The 19,251-nt window shown below is 53.1% G+C and carries 20 protein-coding genes, 1 tRNA gene and 1 riboswitch; of the genes, 3 read left to right on the top strand and 18 right to left on the bottom strand.

Features of this window, described 5'->3' with window-relative positions; translation table 11 throughout:
* Positions 1-37 precede the first annotated feature (37 nt).
* Genes MJO52_RS00915 through MJO52_RS00900 form a run of 4 tightly spaced genes read right to left on the bottom strand, consistent with a single transcriptional unit; the run spans position 38 to position 1,812 of the window.
* A complete protein-coding gene (locus tag MJO52_RS00915) occupies positions 38-607 on the bottom strand; it encodes a GNAT family N-acetyltransferase (RefSeq protein WP_252084136.1) in 570 nt (189 codons plus the stop codon).
* Between the two features lie 10 nt (positions 608-617).
* On the bottom strand, positions 618-1,121 hold the full coding sequence (locus tag MJO52_RS00910; RefSeq protein ID WP_252084135.1) for a GNAT family N-acetyltransferase: 504 nt from the start codon (positions 1,119-1,121) through the stop codon (positions 618-620).
* A 17-nt stretch (positions 1,122-1,138) separates the two neighbouring features.
* Positions 1,139-1,591: a YaiI/YqxD family protein gene (locus MJO52_RS00905; protein WP_152450565.1), complete on the bottom strand. Its 453-nt coding sequence runs from the start codon at positions 1,589-1,591 to the stop codon at positions 1,139-1,141.
* A 2-nt stretch (positions 1,592-1,593) separates the two neighbouring features.
* The gene (locus tag MJO52_RS00900; RefSeq protein ID WP_252084134.1) at positions 1,594-1,812 is read right to left on the bottom strand and encodes a DUF3565 domain-containing protein; all 219 of its coding nucleotides are present in this window, start codon (positions 1,810-1,812) and stop codon (positions 1,594-1,596) included.
* 153 nt (positions 1,813-1,965) lie between these two features.
* Between MJO52_RS00900 and rep the strand changes: the two genes are divergently transcribed.
* Positions 1,966-3,999 (top strand): DNA helicase Rep, encoded by a 2,034-nt coding sequence (gene rep / locus MJO52_RS00895; protein WP_252084133.1) that lies wholly within the window; start codon positions 1,966-1,968, stop codon positions 3,997-3,999.
* A 177-nt stretch (positions 4,000-4,176) separates the two neighbouring features.
* Here rep and MJO52_RS00890 read toward each other — a convergent pair whose 3' ends face one another.
* Together MJO52_RS00890 and MJO52_RS00885 are read right to left on the bottom strand one after the other, a co-directional pair.
* A complete protein-coding gene (locus MJO52_RS00890; protein ID WP_252084132.1) occupies positions 4,177-6,138 on the bottom strand; it encodes a hypothetical protein in 1,962 nt (653 codons plus the stop codon).
* A gap of 327 nt (positions 6,139-6,465) precedes the next feature.
* On the bottom strand, positions 6,466-6,882 hold the full coding sequence (locus MJO52_RS00885) for a c-type cytochrome (RefSeq protein WP_252084131.1): 417 nt from the start codon (positions 6,880-6,882) through the stop codon (positions 6,466-6,468).
* Positions 6,883-7,069: 187 nt separating this feature from the next.
* On the opposite strand from MJO52_RS00885, the gene MJO52_RS00880 reads away from it, so the two are divergent.
* Positions 7,070-7,146 (top strand) — tRNA-Arg (locus MJO52_RS00880).
* Positions 7,147-7,749: 603 nt separating this feature from the next.
* Here MJO52_RS00880 and moeA read toward each other — a convergent pair.
* Both moeA and narL read right to left on the bottom strand, forming a co-directional pair.
* On the bottom strand, positions 7,750-8,991 hold the full coding sequence (gene moeA / locus MJO52_RS00875; protein ID WP_252084130.1) for a molybdopterin molybdotransferase MoeA: 1,242 nt from the start codon (positions 8,989-8,991) through the stop codon (positions 7,750-7,752).
* 45 nt (positions 8,992-9,036) lie between these two features.
* A complete protein-coding gene (narL, locus tag MJO52_RS00870; RefSeq protein ID WP_252084129.1) occupies positions 9,037-9,702 on the bottom strand; it encodes a two-component system response regulator NarL in 666 nt (221 codons plus the stop codon).
* A 195-nt stretch (positions 9,703-9,897) separates the two neighbouring features.
* Here narL and MJO52_RS00865 point away from each other — a divergent pair, with 195 nt between their 5' ends.
* The gene (locus MJO52_RS00865) at positions 9,898-11,511 is read left to right on the top strand and encodes an MFS transporter (protein WP_252084128.1); all 1,614 of its coding nucleotides are present in this window, start codon (positions 9,898-9,900) and stop codon (positions 11,509-11,511) included.
* A gap of 174 nt (positions 11,512-11,685) precedes the next feature.
* On the opposite strand, the gene MJO52_RS00860 is transcribed toward MJO52_RS00865, so the two are convergent.
* The 10 genes from MJO52_RS00860 to MJO52_RS00815 form a co-directional block, all read right to left on the bottom strand.
* The gene (locus MJO52_RS00860; protein WP_252084127.1) at positions 11,686-12,804 is read right to left on the bottom strand and encodes an ATP-binding cassette domain-containing protein; all 1,119 of its coding nucleotides are present in this window, start codon (positions 12,802-12,804) and stop codon (positions 11,686-11,688) included.
* The gene (modB, locus tag MJO52_RS00855) at positions 12,804-13,526 is read right to left on the bottom strand and encodes a molybdate ABC transporter permease subunit (RefSeq protein ID WP_252084126.1); all 723 of its coding nucleotides are present in this window, start codon (positions 13,524-13,526) and stop codon (positions 12,804-12,806) included. The genes MJO52_RS00860 and modB overlap by 1 nt, the downstream gene beginning before the upstream one ends.
* A complete protein-coding gene (modA, locus tag MJO52_RS00850) occupies positions 13,523-14,305 on the bottom strand; it encodes a molybdate ABC transporter substrate-binding protein (RefSeq protein WP_252084125.1) in 783 nt (260 codons plus the stop codon). The genes modB and modA overlap by 4 nt, the downstream gene beginning before the upstream one ends.
* On the bottom strand, positions 14,290-14,769 hold the full coding sequence (gene moaE, locus MJO52_RS00845; RefSeq protein ID WP_252085941.1) for a molybdopterin synthase catalytic subunit MoaE: 480 nt from the start codon (positions 14,767-14,769) through the stop codon (positions 14,290-14,292). Before moaE ends, modA begins: the two co-directional genes overlap by 16 nt.
* Positions 14,770-14,779: 10 nt before the next feature.
* Complete coding sequence (moaD, locus tag MJO52_RS00840) at positions 14,780-15,025, bottom strand: molybdopterin converting factor subunit 1 (RefSeq protein ID WP_252084124.1); 246 nt, start codon at positions 15,023-15,025, stop codon at positions 14,780-14,782.
* A gap of 21 nt (positions 15,026-15,046) precedes the next feature.
* Positions 15,047-15,538, bottom strand: a complete 492-nt coding sequence (gene moaC / locus MJO52_RS00835) for a cyclic pyranopterin monophosphate synthase MoaC (RefSeq protein WP_252084123.1) — start codon at positions 15,536-15,538, stop codon at positions 15,047-15,049.
* 3 nt (positions 15,539-15,541) lie between these two features.
* Positions 15,542-16,084, bottom strand: coding sequence for a molybdenum cofactor biosynthesis protein B (gene moaB / locus MJO52_RS00830; RefSeq protein ID WP_108731355.1), 543 nt, complete (start codon positions 16,082-16,084; stop codon positions 15,542-15,544).
* Positions 16,085-16,086: 2 nt separating this feature from the next.
* Positions 16,087-16,686 carry a molybdenum cofactor guanylyltransferase gene (gene mobA, locus MJO52_RS00825; protein ID WP_252084122.1) on the bottom strand — a complete coding sequence of 200 codons (600 nt, stop codon included), beginning with the start codon at positions 16,684-16,686 and terminating at the stop codon, positions 16,087-16,089.
* A gap of 4 nt (positions 16,687-16,690) precedes the next feature.
* A complete protein-coding gene (gene moaA / locus MJO52_RS00820; RefSeq protein WP_252084121.1) occupies positions 16,691-17,668 on the bottom strand; it encodes a GTP 3',8-cyclase MoaA in 978 nt (325 codons plus the stop codon).
* A riboswitch (molybdenum cofactor riboswitch) is annotated at positions 17,657-17,807 on the bottom strand. (Overlaps the previous gene by 12 nt.)
* Positions 17,808-18,024: 217 nt before the next feature.
* Positions 18,025-19,248 (bottom strand): alginate export family protein, encoded by a 1,224-nt coding sequence (locus tag MJO52_RS00815; protein WP_252084120.1) that lies wholly within the window; start codon positions 19,246-19,248, stop codon positions 18,025-18,027.
* Positions 19,249-19,251 lie beyond the last annotated feature (3 nt).

Genomic DNA, 19,251 nt, shown 5'->3' with positions numbered 1-19,251 from the left:
CCTCTTTTTCAGCAAAAGAGCACCCAGAGTAGATAAATTATTTGACTGAATGCTCTCTAGACCATTCATCAGCATTGATACGATATAAACAATGTTTTAACAAAGGGCTTTCAGTTGGAACCTGCGGATGTTCAAAGACAAGAGAATCCCGCCGCATACCCAACCGCTCCATCACTCGCTGGGAGCGAAGGTTCTGTAACGGTGTAAAAGAAACGACCTCACTGAGATTCAAGGTATTAAAAGCTACATCCAAAGAGGCTTTTGCGGCTTCACTGGCATAGCCTTTTCCCCAATAAGGGAAGGCCAAGCGCCAGCCAATCTCTACCGCCGGTGCGAAGGGCAAATCTTCAGTCACATTTTTCATACCGACAAACCCGAGAAACTCTTCGGTTTCTCTCAGCTCCAAAGCCCAAAAGCCCCAGCCGTACTTCTCAATATGCGCAATACTGCGATCCACACCGGCGTCACTCTGCTGTCGCGTCAGCAATGAGGGGAAAAACTCCATCACCCTGGCGTCGGCATTCATTTCAGCAAATACAGGCTTATCTTCCTCTCGCCACTGGCGTAGCTGTAAGCGTTCAGTAATGGGTTGTATTAATTCAGGCATGGAATATTCGCTATTCAATATTTTGTTTCTGCTGAAAACCTTTAGAAGGTACAAGCATAAAATCGCACTGATCCAGCCATTTTCGCTGCCCAGGATAAGCCGCTTCCTCAAAACCCAATTTCTGGTAGAGAGTCCGTGCCGCTAGATTAGTACGCAGGACAAATAAAGAGCACTCGATTGCATCCAGGGCTCTGGCTCCTGTTTGTGCAAGCTGTACTACTAGCGAACGTCCTAATCCGGCTCCGCGATGATTGGGAGAGACAATTAAGCGACTTAGGTGGCAGCGGCCCAGGAGTTGGTAATACTGCCCAAAAGCCAGCACATCGCCGCTGCTGTCCTGAAGTGCGTAGCTGGGCAACTCCGGCCATCGACAATCCTCCAAGAAGGACCTCCCCTCGAACGGAAACCTGAAATCAGGCCCCCCCCACTGTTGGCACTGCTCCCTATCAGGTAGCCAAGACATCAATGTTGGGAATTGCCACTCTTCCATTGGCTTCAGTCTCAAATTATCCACGGCAATTCTCCTTAAAGTTACTTGCGACTCTTTGCCAGCCATCTATCTAACTGATCGGCAAAAGCTTTGCGGTCCGCCTGGCTAAGGGCCGGTGGTCCGCCGGTATGCACGCCGCTGGAGCGCAGGGTATCCATAAAGTCCCGCATATTCAGACGCGCGCGGATATTGGCTTTGGTATAGCGCTCCCCACGGGGATTAAGGGCTTCAGCACCCTTGTCGATCACCTCTGCTGCCAGGGGGATATCGCTGGTAATAATCAGATCCCCCGCCTCGCAGCGCTGCACTATCTCGTTATCCGCCACATCAAAACCCGCTGTCACTTGCACGGAGCGAATATAGCGCGACGGCGGCACCCGCACCGCTTGGTTGGCCACCAAAGTCAGTTCTGTGGCTGTACGCTCAGCGGCGCGAAACAGGATTTCCTTGATGGCGACCGGGCAGGCGTCGGCATCGACCCAGAGTTTTGTCATGGCTATACAACCTTTTCGAGCGTATCGGGCGGTGCGCCCTCATCGCATTTCTTGCAATTGAGCTGGAATCCCAGCATGGACTCGCGCCCTTGTTCAGTGATCACCCAGGGCCGGTTGGTCCAGGGAGGATTGTGGCGTACATGTTGGAAGTGGCCACAGGCGAGCTCCGCCACCCAGTGATTCTCTTCATCCAGGTGGTAGCCGGCGATGGGTTGTTGCATGGGGTTACACAAGCAGGGAATAAGGCGCAGTTATAGCCAATCCCAAGGGCAAAGTATACGTGTGGCCGGTGGTTCGCACTGGTACTGGGATGATTCGAGCCAAGACTGCTAGAATCTCCCGTTTTTCCGCGACGCGAAGATGCAGCCCCATCTATGACCCAGCTCAATCCCCGCCAATCCGAAGCCGTGAAGTACGTCGATGGCCCTTGCCTGGTACTGGCCGGTGCCGGCTCCGGCAAGACCAGCGTAATCACCCGCAAGATCGCCTACCTGATCGAGCAGTGTGGCTACGCCGCGCGCAATATCGCCGCCCTCACCTTCACCAACAAGGCGGCACGGGAGATGAAAGAGCGGGTCAGCAAACTGCTGGCGGGCCCGGATGGCAAGCGCTCCAAGGCGAGTCACGGTCTCACCGTATCCACCTTTCACAACCTTGGGCTGAATATCCTGCGCAAGGAATACCGCGCCGCCGGCTTTAAGCCCGGTTTCTCCATCTTCGATGCGGAAGACGCCCGCGCCCTGATCAAGGAGCTGATGCTCAGGGATGGCGACCTGGATACAGACCTGTTGGATCGGGTACAAAACCAGATCTCCAACTGGAAGAACGATATGCTCACCCCGCGCCGTGCCCTGGAGCAGGCACAGAGCCCCGGTGAGCAGGCCATCGCGGTTGCCTACGATCGCTACTGCGAAGCCCTCAAGGCCTACAATGCCGTCGACTTCGACGACCTGATCCTGCTGCCGGTACAGTTGTTCGACAAAGATCCAGAGTTACTGCAACGCTGGCGCAAAAAGATTCGCTACCTACTAGTGGACGAATATCAGGACACCAACAACTCCCAGTACCTGCTGGTGAAGCTGCTGGTGGGCGGGCGCGGCGGCCTCACAGTGGTGGGAGACGATGACCAGTCTATCTACGCCTGGCGCGGCGCGCGCCCGGAAAATATGAGTGCGCTGAAGACCGACTTCCCCAACCTTCGCCTGATCAAACTGGAGCAGAACTACCGCTCCACCAGCCGCATCCTCAAAGTGGCCAACCACCTGATCGCCCACAATCCTCACGAATTCGACAAAGCATTGTGGTCCGATCGCGGCCTGGGTGAGGAGATCCGCGTGCTCAAGGTGGCCAATGAAAACGAGGAAGCGGAGCGGGTCGCCAACGAGATCTTTCTGCAAAAGAGCCGTCGCGGCTGCAAGTTTATGGATTTTGCCGTGCTCTATCGCGGCAACCACCAAGCGCGCCTGATCGAAATGAAATTGCAGGAGCACCAGGTTCCCTACCAGATGTCCGGCGGTACTTCCTTCTTCGCCCGCGCTGAAATCAAGGACGTGATGGCCTACCTGCGCCTGTTGGTAAATCCGGATGATGACAACGCGTTCCTGCGCATTATCAATACCCCGCGTCGCCAAATAGGTACCAGCAGCCTGGAAGCCTTGGGCAACTACGCCAAGGGCCGAGAGATTTCCATGTTCAAAGCCTGCTCGGAATTGGGCTTTAAGGAGCATATCAACGAGCAGGGCTACGAGCGCCTAAATCGCTTCGCCCTGTGGCTCGAAGGGGTACAGCGCAACTGTCGCGATACCACAGCCAATGGCGCCCTGCGTGAGATGCTGGAAGATATCGACTACGCCGGCTGGCTCTCACAAAACGCCAGCAGCGAGAAGGTGGCCGAAAAGCGCATGGAGAATGTGTACTGGTTGCTGGAAAGCCTCAACAAGATTATGGAGGGCACCGACGATGAACTGGAGCAGGATATCCGCCTGGAACAGGCCATCTCCAAACTGATCCTGCGGGATATGCTCGAGCGCCAGGAAGAAGAGGAAGCCACCGATAAGGTCAGCCTGATGACCCTGCACGCCGCCAAGGGCCTGGAATTCCCCCACGTGTTTATGATCGGTATGGAAGAGAACTTACTTCCCCACCGCAACAGTATTGAAGACGACAACATCGAAGAGGAGCGCCGTCTCACCTACGTGGGTATTACCCGCGCCCAACGCACCCTCACCATGACTTTGGCAGGCAAGCGCAAACAGTTCGGCGAAACCCAGGACACCACACCCAGCCGCTTTATTGACGAATTGCCGGAAGAAGATGTGTTGTTGGAAGGGTTTGGTAAAGCGACGCCGGAGCAGAATCAGGCGAAGGGAGAGGAAACTTTAGGGTCTTTGTTGAGTATGTTTGATTAGGAGAATTAGACCACTCAATCAACTCCACAAAAAGGCCGCTTAATAAGCGGCCTTTTTACTTCAGATAATCATCTGGCGAGAAAACTGTATTTCATATTGCCACCGATATCTTACATACACTCGCATAAATTTCTCTAAGCCTGCCATTTCACTTTAACAGCTAGAAGCGTTAATAAATTATTGTATTGCAGACACTTTCCAGCGATCAATATAACCGGAGGCTTCCACACAAGAGCCTCTACCATTCAATTTACAATTATCAATTTCCTGATAAACACGAAGATAATAAAAGGTACCATCAAAAAATAGTGGCTCAACTTCTCGATAACGCCACTCAACACAATTCATATTGCCTTCAGGACAACTACTATATGTTTCACGAGTAACAAAATCTACAAAATATCTTTGTTCTCGAAAATTTTCTTTATCAGACCAACCAAAACGAGCCCACTCAGCCTCAGTTATGTATTCTGGCCCTTTATACACTTGATAACCACTACCATCCTCATAGTACCGAAATCCAAATTGGTCATAATAATTGGGAAATTCCGGATCAAATAAATCAAAGATTCCACCGTAATTGAAAATATCTGAACCGACAGGCATCTCCGTACCTTGTACAACCGGGGTAGCATAGTGTCCACCAACCGAAGCTAAAGAACCATCATCTCGACGTAACACGCCCAAAGTTCGCATAGCTACACCATCGGAACCAAAAGTATAATACTCTACTTTACTCCCCCGATTACTTTCGATAACTAGATTCCCAGCATCACTAAATGACAGTTTTCCATCATCTACATAGCCAGATCGATGATCAAATCTTTGGTTAACTGTACCCTTTGTATTTGGATCAATAATGGATGGCTCCCAGGAACCGGCCCTTGAAAGGCTATCATCATTCGATCTATCTCTGAAACCTGAGATAGAAAACGCATCTGAAGATATTTCTTCTAAACTTCCTGTTCGCTGGGTATTCACTTGGGCAAAGCTACTCACCACAAAGGAATCAGCAGACACTTCGTCTCCGCCTAATTGTTGACAAGAATAATCATAATCAACTTTATAGGCTGAATAAAATGCAGCATCGTAATATTTTTTCAAACGAACACTATTTAGCCGGGCTCCAGAGCTTCCATTTTCTCCCCAGCATTCACTAAAATAAAAATTTACTCGATCTGAGCCAGACATTTCCAAAGTTATCAAATTGTCTTTTTTTACATAACTCACAGAATTATTTAACTGGTCTGAATAATTACTGTCAGCGAAATACCCAGTACCCGACTCCCCCCCGGTCAAATTCATAGCAAATCCATATATACGTGCTACTGTGGAATTCACTGCGACAAATATCAAATCCTCTCCAGAATAATTTTCAACAGATAAAATCTGTTCTTTATTATTTACAAGCTGATCAAAAATCTGCTCATATTTTTTAATACCCGAAGAAGATATGTTTTTTAACTCTAATGCTACTTTTGCAGCCACGGGATAATCCCGAATAAAGTCATAAGTATTTTCATGAGAAAATAACGGCGACTCACCACCACTAACAATATAACGAAGCCCAACAGCACTCTCTAACAATATTTCCTGCGGTAAAACCTGTGAAGCACTTAACAACTCATTAGATGTAGTGATATCACCTTCATTCACTTTTTCCAAAAAAGCAGCCGAAGCGGTAGACAAGGCATTAACATAAAGTGTTGGCAACTCAGAAACAGAAACAGAGCCTTCATTCTCTAGTTCCTCGATCTGTGAATATTTTCCCACATAAGATTTTAGGACAACTTCTTTACGCTCTTCGGTGGCGGGATAACGGACAACTACACTGATTAATTCATCAGAAGCTGCATTTTTGATTTCTGCTGAGAAAATTTTCCCATCAACGGTTGCATCGTAATCAATATCGCCTACCTTGACTTCCACTGAAGCAGAGCCGTCAATATTTTCTCCAATTAAACCTTGAATAATGAGCTGGGGTTGTTGTGAACCACTTCCTTCAGATGTTTCCGGTGATCCACTAGACGTTTCCGGTAATTCACCATTAACGCTATCGCCCCCACTTCCACCACCACCACTACAAGCGGCCAATACAAACGATAGAGCAGCAAAAGAGAAGAGTTTCCCCAGCTTCATGCGTAATTTCCTTGAGTTGTTGTATACATCTAACTTACAGGCAGGCGCGGATAATACAGAGTTATTACGTGAGTAGGGATTAAATGCCTAATTACGGCTTATTACAGTTACTATTGCAGCTTATCTGACACTGAATTTTCTTATAGTCATTTAAGACAAGTTATATCATTTGGCTTTATACGACATTCGATAAGCTTATTTGAAGGTCCAGGTGTTAGCTGGAAATGACCGAAAGAAAAAAGCCGATTAGAGGAAGGTAGGTTTTGCTTAGGAGAGAAATAAAAAAGGCCGCTTAAAATGCGGCCTTATCTATAGCGACTAAACAGCTTACTTACTGTTATCCACCATATAATCAACCGCAGCCTTCACTTCGTCATCGCTACAATCCATACACAGGCCCTTAGGCGGCATGGCATTGATACCATTGATGGCATTGGTGTAAAGAGTGTCCATGCCCTTGGCAATACGCGGTGCCCAGGCAGCGGCATCACCAAACTTAGGCGCGCCCGCTATACCGGCCGCGTGACAGGTAGTACAGCTCTTGTTGTAGATATCTTCACCACTGCGGGCGCCGCCACTGGCAGCTTCCGGGGCAGCCGCTACTGCCGCCGCACACTCCTCGCCCTTCATACAGGTCTCACCCGCCGGAGCGATACGCTGTTCAATTTCCTGGTCAACAGACTGGGCCACTGCCGCAGCCGCACTGACGGCCAGTGCCGCCACAATACCCAAAATGCTCTTCATGCTATTCCCCCAAAGGGCCGAAGTGAGTTGGCCCGTAGACTATCGATTTACTGCCGCAAACTTCCACGCCGCGCATTATAAGCACTGTGCCGCCCCCTGCCAAAGCCTGCGTAGAAGCGCCATAAGTCCTTTCACCCGCCCCCACCCTTCTGTATAATCCGCCTCCCATTAGCGCAGATAGCCAAAACCGCCCGTAGCTCAGCTGGATAGAGCGTCGCCCTCCGGAGGCGAAGGTCAGAGGTTCGAATCCTCTCGGGCGGGCCATATACAAAGAAGTCCGCTTATGCGGGCTTCTTTGTATATGGCTCACTCCCAGGTTTTGTTCGAACTCAGGTTCGACTCGGAGGCAGCAAAGCTGCCGTAGAGCAGCGAGCCCAACGGGCGAAGCTAATCCTCCCGCACACCACCCGCATAAGCGGGCTTCCTTATATATGGCAAGCTCCCAGGCTTCGCTCGAACTCAGGTTCGACTCTAAGGCAGCAAAGCTGCCGTAGAGCAGCGAGCCCAAAGGGCGAAGCTAATCCTCTCGCACACTCCCCGCATAAGCGGGCTTCTTTGTATATGGCTCACTCCCAGGTTTTGTTCGAACTCAGGTTCGACTCGGAGACAGCATAGCTGCCGCAGAGCAGCGAGCCCAAAGGGCGAAGCTCATCCTCTCGCACACTAGCCGCATAAGCGGGCTTCTTTGTATATGGCTCACTCCCGGGCTTCGTTCGAGCTCAGGTTCGACTCGGAGGCAGCATAGCTGCCGGAGAGCAGCGAACCCAAAGGGCGAAGCTAATCCTCTCTGATTACATCAGCTTGAGACAAACTTTCTTAGATAGACAAATATCGGCTCTGGCCAGCCACAAAAGTCTATTAGCAGCCCTACCCCAACGGCACCCCCAAAGGCTCAATCACCACTTGCTCCTCAGCTTCTACGCTGCCGCTATCCCGCGCCAAAACAATAAAGCAATTAGCAACAGCCAGGCCGGTAAGAATATGGCTCCCTTGGGTGCCAACCGGCTCCACCACCAGTGCCCCACTTCCATCGCTGCGGTAAACTCCCCGCTGGAAATCGGTACGGCCGGGCTTTTTCTTCAGGGGTTTTAACAGTTTTGCCTGTAAGGTCTGCGGGCCAGTCCACTGATCGCCTTTCATCACACTCAGGGCCGGCACGGCCAGCTGGTAGAAGGTAACCAATGCGGAAACCGGATTGCCGGGTAGGCCAAAGAAAGGGGTTCCCTGTAGGAAACCAAAGGCAAAAGGTTTGCCTGGCTTCATCGCTACTTTCCAGAAGCCAATCTCTCCCAATTCTTCCAACACTTCACGGGTGTAATCCGCTTCACCAACGGAGACTCCTCCGGAGGTAATAATGGCATCGGCCTCTTGGGAAGCGCGTTGCAAGGCATTGGTGATGGCCTGTTTGTTATCGGGCAAAATACCCAAGTCCAAAATTTCCAGATCCAACTGATCGAGAGCAGCCAATAGAGCGATGCGGTTGCTATCGTAGATATCGCCTGTACCTAGGGCTTCGCCGGGCTGACGCAGTTCATCGCCAGTAGAGAAAAGGGCAATTACTGGTTTGCGCACTACTGCCACTGTGCCAACACCGGCAGCGGCGAGCAGGGCGATATGGGGAACGCTAATACGCACTCCGGCCTTAAGCAGGCTAGCCCCTTCGGCAACATCTTCACCGCAGCGGCGAATATGATCTCCAGGGCGAACTTCACCGTTTATACGTATCGACTCTTCCTGAGCATCGACATTTTCCTGCATCACCACCGTATCTGCACCGGCGGGTACTGCAGCTCCCGTCATAATGCGCACGCAAGTGCCCGGGTTCACCACACCGTCAAAAGGTGCTCCGGCAAAGGATTTGCCGATCAGCTCCAGCGGCAAGCCACTGGCCAAGTCTTCAAATCGCAAGGCGTAACCGTCCATCGCGGAGTTGTCGCAGGGCGGTAGGTTAACGGTGGAGAAAACATCCTCAGCCAATACTCGACCGGCGGCTTGTGCCAGGGACAAATTCTCAGTGCCACTGATTGGACTCAGTGTTTCGAGAAGTTTTTCGCGGGCACTTTCTATGGGCATCAGACCCGGTTGGCTACAGCAGTCGATAGTGGGCATAGAGAATTTCTCTTACTTCAGTCCTTTGCGATTGGGGCAGAGTGATCAGTGGTTTCGATCCTGGAAATCAGGGCGTCTTTGATTGACCATCCACACAGCGGCTTCCACACGGGAGCGCATCCCCAATTTCTTCAATAAGTGTTTAACGTGCACCTTCACTGTTGCATCACTAATATCTAATTCGCGAGCAATTAATTTGTTACTCAGGCCATCGGCGATTAATTGCAGTATCTGGTATTCACGACTTGTAAGAGAAGAGAGGATATCCGCTCCGGAGTTATCCGGTTTGCGCAGTGCCGAGGCGAGAATTTCCGTGAGACGCTGGCTGATTGCAAGTTTGCCATGAGTAGCCAGAATGACTTGTTCAAGGATATCCTCGGGCTCCATATCCTTGAGCAGATAGCCATCGGCACCGGCGCGGATACAAGACACCACGTCGGCATTATTATCAGAAACGGTGAGTATCACGATACGCGAGGAAACATCTGCAGCACGCATTGCGCGCAGTGTATCCAGCCCATCCATACCGCGCATATTCAGGTCCAGCAGAATAAGGTCCGGCTCGTGTTGCTTGGCCAGCACCAGCGCTTCCTCTCCGCTACTGGCCTCGGCCACCAGCTCCAGGCCGGGCTCCATTGCAAATAATTGTTTAAGGCCTTTGCGAAATAGCGGGTGGTCATCGACCATCATTACCGTAGCAGAAGAAATCATAGAGAGCCCCGCTTCAATTTGAAAATTGGTTTAAATCTGTACAGTGACTTTACCATAGCGTCCCACCTCGGCACTTACCCCCTAAGAGGTAGCTATTACTCCAGGGCAAAAGGGTTACTTCCTGTTGGTAATTGAGTAGGCTCAAACCCCGGCCCATAGTGGCTGTACGAATCATTTCGAGGAGGAGTGGCCGCCGTGTCTGACATCTACGAGTGGGCCCCGGAGGACAGCAAATTCTGGCAGTCCAAGGGCAAGAAAATCGCAAACCGGAATTTGTGGATATCCATTCCCAGTTTGCTGTGCGGCTTCGCCGTGTGGCTCTACTGGGGCATTATTACCGTTCAAATGCTCAACCTTGGCTTCCCCATTGCCAAAGCCGATCTATTTACCCTAATGGCCATCGCCGGTCTCACCGGCGCTACCCTGCGAATACCCAGTAGTTTCTTTATTCGATTGTTCGGTGGGCGCAACACCATTGTATTTACCACAGCCCTGTTGATGATCCCAGCACTCGGCACCGGTATCGCCCTGCAGAGCAAGGAGACTCCACTGTGGGTATTCCAATTGCTGGCGCTGTTGTCTGGCATCGGCGGTGGTAATTTCGCCTCTTCCATGTCCAATATCAGTTTCTTTTTTCCCAAGGAAAAGCAGGGGCTGGCGCTTGGCCTGAATGCAGGCCTGGGCAACTTCGGTGTTACCACCATGCAGATCCTGGTACCGCTGTTTATGACTTTCGGAGCCTTCGGCGCTGCTGGCGGCGATCCCATGACCCTGGTGAGTAGCTCTGGCTCACTGATAGGCAAGATACCGGCCGGTTCTGAAGCGTGGATTCAAAATGCCGGTTTTGTATGGTTGCTGTTCCTGATTCCGCTGGCCTTTGTGGGCTGGTTCGGCATGAACAATCTGCGCACCGACGAAGTCACCCCGGATGTGGGCAGCTCGCTCGGTGCCATGATGAAGATGACCATGATGTTGGGAATCGGCCTCTTCACCGCAATCGCAGGTCTGTGGCTGCTGCTTCCCGAAGCGGCCAATGGTTCAGGCTGGGGCGTGCCCAAGGAAATCGTGCTGGTGCTGGTAATCACTGCCACCGTGTTCGGTTTGAAACTGCTGCCCGGTGAGATCAGAACCAGCCTGCAACGCCAGTACCGCATCTTCAACAACAAGCACACCTGGGTAATGAGTGTGATTTACACCATGACCTTCGGCAGCTTTATCGGTTTCGCGGCGGCCTTCCCCCTGGCTATCAAAGTGATCTTCGGGTACAGCCACGTGATGGTGGACGGGGTTATGACTCACGATACCATCAACAACAATGGCCCCAGCGCCCTGATGTACGCCTGGATGGGTCCGTTTATCGGCGCCCTGATTCGCCCGGTAGGTGGTTGGATCTCCGACCGTATCGGCGGAGCCCTGGTTACCCAAATCTGTGCCGCAATCATGGTGGCTAGTGCCCTGGGTGTGGCCTATTACATGAAGGCCGCCTACGGCTCAGCCACGCCGGAAGAGTTCTTCCTGCCCTTCTTCCTGCTGTTCCTGGTGCTGTTCGCCGCTACCGGTATCGGCAATGGCTCTACCTTCCGCACCATCGCCATGGTGTTCCCGAAAGAGCAGGCAGGTCCGGTATTGGGATGGACTTCAGCAGTTGCCGCCTACGGTGCCTTCTATATTCCCAAGGTCTTCGGCGAGCAGATCAAAGCCACCACTCCGGAATACGCCCTGGCAGGCATTGCCATCTTCTACGCGGTTTGCCTGGTGGTTAACTACTGGTTCTACCTGCGTAAGAACGGGGAGTTCTATAACCCTTAATTCAGTTTCACTCACGGGATACCGTTGCTTCGGGGAGGTTTTTACCTCCCCTTTTTTATGATGCACTGGTGGAGAAGCGATACCTTTTTCTACAGCCATTTCCCTCAGCCATTCTAAACCTCCATATTCCGCAGAAGTTTTCAGTACAAGGTTATTCAAAGAGAAGTAAGAGGCTTACAAACCGGCAAGACTACCGGCCTTAAACTGGGCAAAGTAGGTAGTGCCTTCACGCAGTTCTAGACGCTCGCAGGAGAGACGGGAAATATCTGCGTAGAACACCTGATCAGCAGCAGCTAACCGCAGGCGAATGCGACCATCGGTAAGGTTCTGCTTAGCAACTAAAGTTACCTGCAGGCAATTGAGGATACTGGACAAGCCCGGCTTCTCTACACTAAGGCTGATATCTCCAGCCTCCAACAGGAAAGCTGCGGTATCGCCTTTGCGATAATGGCCTGCCACCCTATCTGCAAAGATGGAAATCCCCCCTAAATCCAAAGTGAGCAGACCATCGTTTAAGGATTCCACTCGCGCTTCAATCCGGCTGCGACAGCTATCCCCTACACCGTGGCTATCCAGGCGCTGGGCAACTTCAGGTAAAGGAAGTGGCGCGGACAAATTGGCAGAATCCATCCATAAACAACGCTGGGCCAGCAGTTGAATTTCATCAAAGTCATGACTGGTCCAGATCACCAGCGCCGGATATCGGGCCCAGAAATCCCGTAGGGTCGGCAATAGGCGCCGCAGTACCTGGGCACGGTCAACCGCTGATAGTGGCTCATCAAATAATTGCAGCGGCGCGTTGTTAAAAAGCTGGCGCAATACAGCCACACGCTGGGCCTCTCCACCAGACAATAGCTCCACCGGCTGATATAGCAGCGGTTCAATACCAAAAGCCTCTAGCAGCCGACCACACTCTTCCTCGGGCAGTGGCCTGCGGCTGTAACGGCGGGCCAGTGCCAGGTTATCTGCCACCGACTGGCCGGCAAACAGGCGGCTGTCCTGAAAGCCCAAAGAAAGCGTTCTTTTATGGGTAGCCAGGGCGCGGCGTCCGCGCTGCCAAACCGTATTGGCAAAAGTGATATGGCCACGGCAATGGCGCTGGCCAGCCAGGGCTGCCAACAATGTACTCTTGCCGCTGCCGGAGGGGCCGGTAAGGCCAAAAACTCCAGAGGCAGGCAGCTCTAATTGCCAGGGAGTCGCAGCGTTAAGCGAAGTCACCAGCCCTGTAACACTCAGTCCGGTGGAATCAGAAGTGGTAGACGCAGTACCGAATAGGGGTAAGGTGATTTCCATTAGCCCAGCACCCCCACTACCGGTTTAGCCTGCTCGTTGTTTGATCCACGCGGAGCCAATCTATGTCCCAGCCAACGGGCAGCGAGTAGCAGTACCGTAGTAATCCCCATCAGCATCAAAGCCAGCCGGTGCGCGGCTCCGTATTCCATCGCCTCCACATGCTGATAAAGAGCGATAGAAACCACCTGGGTCTCACCGGGAATAGCGCCACCAATCATCAGCACTACCCCAAACTCACCCAAGGTATGGGCAAACGTTAAAGCGCAGGCACTCACAATAGCGGCGCGACTCGCCGGCAAAAGAACTTTTAATAGTGCCGCCCAGGGCGGTATACCCAGCGCTGCGGCAGCCTGGGTCAGGCGCTGGCCATTGGCATTAAACGCAGCCAACAGCGGCTGCACCATAAACGGCAGGGAATAAATCACTGACGCAAACACCAGGCCGGTAAAGGAAAACACCAAAGGGCCATCAAAAAGTTGTGACAGCCACTGCCCGGGCGCATAGTTAGGGGAAAATAAAAGCAGTAAATAAAAACCCAACACCGTGGGTGGCAGTACCAGCGGCAGGGTAATTAATACCTCTATGCCATGGCGCCAGCGGCTCTGCCATTGGCTCAATTTCCAGGCCAGGGGCACGCCGATAATAAACAGGAGCAAGGTAGTTAAGCCGGCCAATTTTAAAGTTAGCCACAGGGCCTGCCAGTCGGCAGCGGCGATATTCATAAGCCACTCCCTCCGTCTCTACTTCGATCTTGAGTCGGCAAAACACCGTAACCCAAGTGCTGTAGTTGCGCCTGCACTTCCCCTGAACGCAAATAGTCAGCGAGGGACTGCGCCTCTTTCGGCCGACGGCTCTGGGTGGGAATCAGCAGCTGCTGCTCAATGGGTTTATACAAATGCTGCGGCAACAGCCAGTAGTTATCGCGACCGGCTGCTTGCATCTGGCTGGCGGCGACAAAGCCCAGCTGCGCATTGCCGGAATCCAGCATTAAATAGGCTTGGCCTGCATTGTGGGCCCGGGCCAATTGAGTTTGTTTTTTCTTCCACAAATCCAGGCTTTGCAGCGCTTGCCGTGCGGCACTGCCGAACGGCGCTACTTTCGGATCGGCTAATACAATTTTATCGGGCCAGGTTTGCAGTAACTGCTCGATATTCGATTCCGATTTTGGGTGCCAGAGAGCCAGTAAACCCAGGGCGTAAGTCTGACGACTGCTACCCAGTGCCCCACCCTGCTTTTCCAACAGTTCAGGTCGCTCGCGATCAGCAGACAGGAATAAATCGAAGGGCGCGCGGTGCGCTATTTGTTGGTAGAGCACCCCGGAGCTGCCACTGCTGATTTGCACCACACAGGCATGGCGACGCTCAAATTCCGGCAGTACCTCTTCCAGTGCCGGGCGGAAGCTGGCCGCTACCGCCACCCGCAAGGTGCAGTTATCCGCATTAACCGGCAGCGCGATGGCCACCAGTAAAGCGGATAGCAGCAGGCTCAGCCGGCGGACCACTTTTCCATCTCCGCAGCATCGCTGGCCCGAGCTTCAACCCAGCGCTCTGAAGGTTTACCGGACTCATCCGCTACCGCTTCGCGCTTCCAGAAAGGCGCCTCAGTTTTGAGGCGATCCATGATGTATTGGCAGGCGGCAAAGGCAGCCTGGCGGTGGGGGCTGGTAACACCGACAAAAACAATTTCATCGTTGATCTGCATGGGGCCAACCCGGTGGACGATAGTCACACGACCCAGGGACCAGCGATCGCGGGCATCATTGATAATCCGTTGCAGGCTTTTTTCGGTCATGCCCGGATAGTGTTCCAGAGCCAAGCCGCAGACATCACTACCGGCATTGAAGTCCCGCACCGAACCCACAAACAGGGCGCAGGCACCATCACCACTGTTGCCTTGCAGCGCAGTATATTCAGCCGCTACGTCGAGGGGCGTTTCACAGACTTCAATACGATCAACGGCTTTCATATTGGCACCACTAGCCGCCGGTAACCGGCGGGAAAAATGCAACTTCATCCCCAGCCTTCACCTGGTCTCCGGTTTCTGCCAGCTCCTGGTTCAGGGCCATACGAATATCATCCCTTTGCAGATGCGGGCTCCAATCCGGGTGCTGTTCACATAGGGTTTTGCGCAACTCGCTGAGACTGCCGGAAAAGTCCTCCAGGGTAATCTCGCCCATGCCCAATTGCTGGCGCAGACGCGCGAAAAACAGAACCTTTACCATCGCTTTACACCTCTGAAATTGTTACGCCTTGTCCGCAGCATCGCCGCGCCAGTGGCCGCGCTTACCGCCGGTTTTTTGCAGCAGGCGGGTCGGGCCGATTTCCATCGCCGGGTCCACGGCTTTGCACATATCGTAAATGGTCAGCCCCGCTACCGAAGCCGCAGTTAACGCTTCCATCTCTACCCCAGTGCGCCCGGCCAGGCGGCAGAAAGCAGTGATATGCACACTGTGTTTTTCCGGCTGTAATTCGAAATCCACCGCTACTTTGGTCAACGCCAGCGGATGGCACAGGGGAATTAAATCCGAGGTTTTCTTCGCGGCCTGGATACCGGCGATACGAGCTACAGAAAGCACATCGCCTTTTTTGTGCGCCCCTTGGCTAAGCAGTGCAAAAGCCTCTGCACTCATACAGATGCTGCTCTCGGCCAGGGCGCTGCGGTCAGTGATGTCCTTCTCGGTAACATCCACCATGCTGGCTTCGCCGCGCTGGTTTAAATGGGTTAATTGGCTCACAAATTACCCCCGGCTCTCGCAGGGCGCGCTGGCAAAGCGCACATGGGGGATAAAGTTACAGGGCTTGTGCCGGGCATCCAGCTGCTCCAGCAATATGCCTTCCCAAGCCGTGCGGCAGGCTCCGGTGGAGCCGGGCATACAACATATCAGCGTGCGATTAGCGAGGCCGGCGAGCGCGCGGGATTGCACGGTGGAGCTGCCGATATCCCCCAGGGAAATATGGCGGAACAGCTCGCCGAAGCCGTCGACGGTTTTATCGAACAACGGGCTCAGGGCCTCCGGCGTGGAGTCGCGATCGGTAAAACCAGTACCGCCGGTCACCAATACCACCTGTACTTTGGGATCGGCAATCCAGGCGGAGACCACCGCGCGCATCTGGTAAACATCGTCCGGGGTAATGCGCTTATCCGCGAGCTGATGGCCGGCAGTTTTGAGGGCTTCCACCAGGTACTGGCCAGAGGTATCGGTCTGCTCGTTGCGGGTATCGGATACGGTAAGTACCGCAATATTGAGCGGTACAAATTCTTTGCTAGCGTGTGCGGACATAATCAGTGGTCTCTCAAAAAACTGTTTTCTGGAGTTTTATCCGGCGTACTCAAGCCGAGATAATCTGCCGGCGTATTGATATTGCGATGCCAATCGCCAGCACTTTTTATGGGTATGGATTTGGCCCCCAGGTGACGCAGCAGCGCGCCGACAGAATTGCGTGCACAGCCCTCAACGGCACGGCGCAAATAATCCAGGCAGTCGCTGTTCAGAGGCAGCCACAGGGGAAAAAAGAAGTTTTCAAAATAACAGGGCCGGCCACTTGCCTGCCCCTCTGCCAATAACTCTGCGAGGTGCTCCCGCCCGAGCAGGGGCATATCTACCGGAATCACCAGGGCTGCATCGGCACCGGTTGCCAGGGCTACCGAATAAAGGCCGCCCAGTGGGCCCCGTTCTGGCACCAGGTCTTCGATCGCTCCGGGGCGGGCGCCGCTGGTGACGACTTTTTCCAGCGGAAGCTCTCTCAGCAATGCCTCAGCATGCTGCAAAAAATTGCCCTGCTGGGGGTGTGCCAGCAGGGCCTTGTCTCGGCCCATCCGGCTGGAGCGGCCGCCGGCCAGCACCACGCCGATTGTCGATTTACTAACAAGAGCCCTGGCCATAACCCTAGCCCCCCAGCATCGCCAGATTGCGGGTAGCGCCGGTAAAACCTTCGTGCAGTTGGTGGCCTGCGGTTTTATCCACAATCAACTCACGGATATGGGCTGCCAGCGCTTCGCTATCGCCGGCGGCAATGATTTCGCGCATATCAAAGCCCTGGTCCGCAAACAGGCACAGGTGTAGCTTGCCCTGGGCCGATACCCGCAGGCGGTTGCAGCTTGCGCAGAAGTCTTTGCCGTAAGGGGTAATCAGGCCGATACGGCCGGCGTAATCCGGGTGGAAATACTCCCGCGCCGGACCGGCATCGCGGGTGCGGATCACCTGCTCCCAGCCTTCCCGCAGCAGCAGGGTTTCTATATCGCCACCGGAGACATGGTTACTGGCGAAGAACTCGCGGTTATCGCCGGTGCGCATCAATTCAATAAAGCGCAGGGTCACCGGAGTCTCGCGAACCCAGGCGAGGAAGTTATCCAGCTCGGCCAGGTTGTACTGACGCATCAGCACTGCATTGACCTTGGTATCGATACCCAAGGCCAGGGCGCGATCCAGGCCTGCTAAGGCTTTATCCAGGCGATTGTGGCCGGTGATATGGTGGAATTGAGCCGGGTCGAGGCTGTCGATACTGACATTCACCTGATCCAGACCCGCGCGGTGCCAGTCGTCAATCTGACTGGGCAGGCGGTAACCGTTGGTGGTAATGGCTAAGCGGCGAATCTTATCGCTAGCGCGCACGGCTTCGAGCAGCGGCACCAGGTCTTTGCGCAGGGAGGGCTCTCCGCCGGTAAGGCGTACCTTTTCCGTACCCAGTGAAGCGAAAGCGTGCACCAATGTGCCCACCTCAGCGACTGAGAGAGGATTTTCCCCTTCCAGGGAACGTCCGCAACCGATGCCCTCGGGCAGGCAGTAGTTGCAGCGGTAGTTGCAGATGTCCGTCACGGACAGGCGCAGGTAGTAAAACCTACGGCCAAAATTGTCTTGTAACATTAAACGCCTTTCCAATTTCGGGAGGCCGCGCAGTTTCCCGCTAGACCCTGGTGGCCGGTACGGCCACGGTCCCGGCACCTTGCAACGTCAATAAAAAACGGCGCTGTTTAGGTAGCGGGACTCGGTGTTTAAACTGATGCCAGTGTATCAAGCTGGTTAATTTATGCTTGGGGCAAAGGTGGTACTCCCTTGGTACTCACAGTGATGCTAACCATTAAGGGAAATAACATCACAAAATAGAAATTCAGTAGGCAGAATGGCTAAAAACCGAAAAATTCCCCTACAGAAATTCGTCGGTTTTTATAAGTAAAACCCCGGCCACAGCCGGGGCCTCGCTATGGAGCGGCTTTATTTAATTAAAAATTGGCGGTAACCATTAACCAGAACTTGTCGGTATCCACGTTGTGATCGTCAGCCTGGTAAGAGGCGTATTTCACCAGTGCAGAAATATCCTCTGTCAGCTTGCGGCCGTAGCTGATATTCCACTCATGGCCATAATTTGCGGAACCTTCATTCGCATCAAAATTGTGGTAGGCCATATTCAACTTGCCACCCACAAGTTTCATAGCACCGCTGATATACATATCTTCAATGCCTTCGCCTGGAGTCACCAAGAACTGGTCGGTGAAACCTTGGAATTTATGCAGGGTAGCCAGCGGCGTTTTGAAACCAACGCCATTATCAGAACCCAGTACTTCATAACCGAGTTTTGCGGTTACCGGGCCCAGGTCTGCGCCAACTTCCGCCAGATAGTAGTCGGCATTGTAGTCGAAGGGGTTGTCCCCGGTATCGTCCTGGCGCGCGTAGCTTAGATTAGCTTTTACAGGGCCAAAACTTCCTTTGTAATCCACCCCATAGGTGCGGCTGGAATTATTCACGAAATTTTCTAAATCCAGGCTGTAAACAAAACCGCTGACTTTATGGTTTTCGGCCACCGGGTAGCTGGCATGGAGTAGCTGAATATTGCCTTCAAATTCGGCGCCGGCGCTATCTTCACCAAAAACCCGGTTTACGTTGTACACGTAGCTGTAGTCCAACTGCAGGCTGTCGGCGCTGCCATACTGATAGCGTATGCCGTCGTAAGTCTGCTCGTTCTGCCTCCAGCCAACACCGCCAACAAAGCGCTGGCCATCGAGGTTAATACGCTGGCGACCAGCAGTAATTATGGAATTTTCTCCGTTAAAACGGATATAGGCCTGGTTAACCTCGGTGCCATCCGGATCGGCCACTATCGGGTAATTAGTTTTACCATTGACGGTGGAATTGTAATTGTCGTTACCGACTGCAGTAACATCGTCCATCTCAAGAAAACCACTGAAGCCGCGGTAGCTGCCGCTGCGCCAGTTGAGGCGGGTTCTCAGAGTGGACGCGAGTGCATCCCCATTAATACCATCCTGGTCATAATCTTCCTGGTCGACGATCTCTACGCGATAACGCAGATTCAACCCGACTTCACCGGATTTAAGCGCGTCGACAAGAGTGGCATTTTCACCATCCTGCGCAGCGGCCTGCAATGCGACTGTGCTGCAGGCCCCCAACAGTAAAGCACCGAAAATTTTGGGAAATCTGGAAATGGTCATTAC

The sequence above is a fragment of the Microbulbifer variabilis genome (assembly GCF_023716485.1).
GTDB classification, from domain to species: domain Bacteria; phylum Pseudomonadota; class Gammaproteobacteria; order Pseudomonadales; family Cellvibrionaceae; genus Microbulbifer; species Microbulbifer variabilis_B.
Note: the sequence above shows the minus strand (reverse complement) of the source record. Positions and strands in the feature narration are given on the sequence as shown.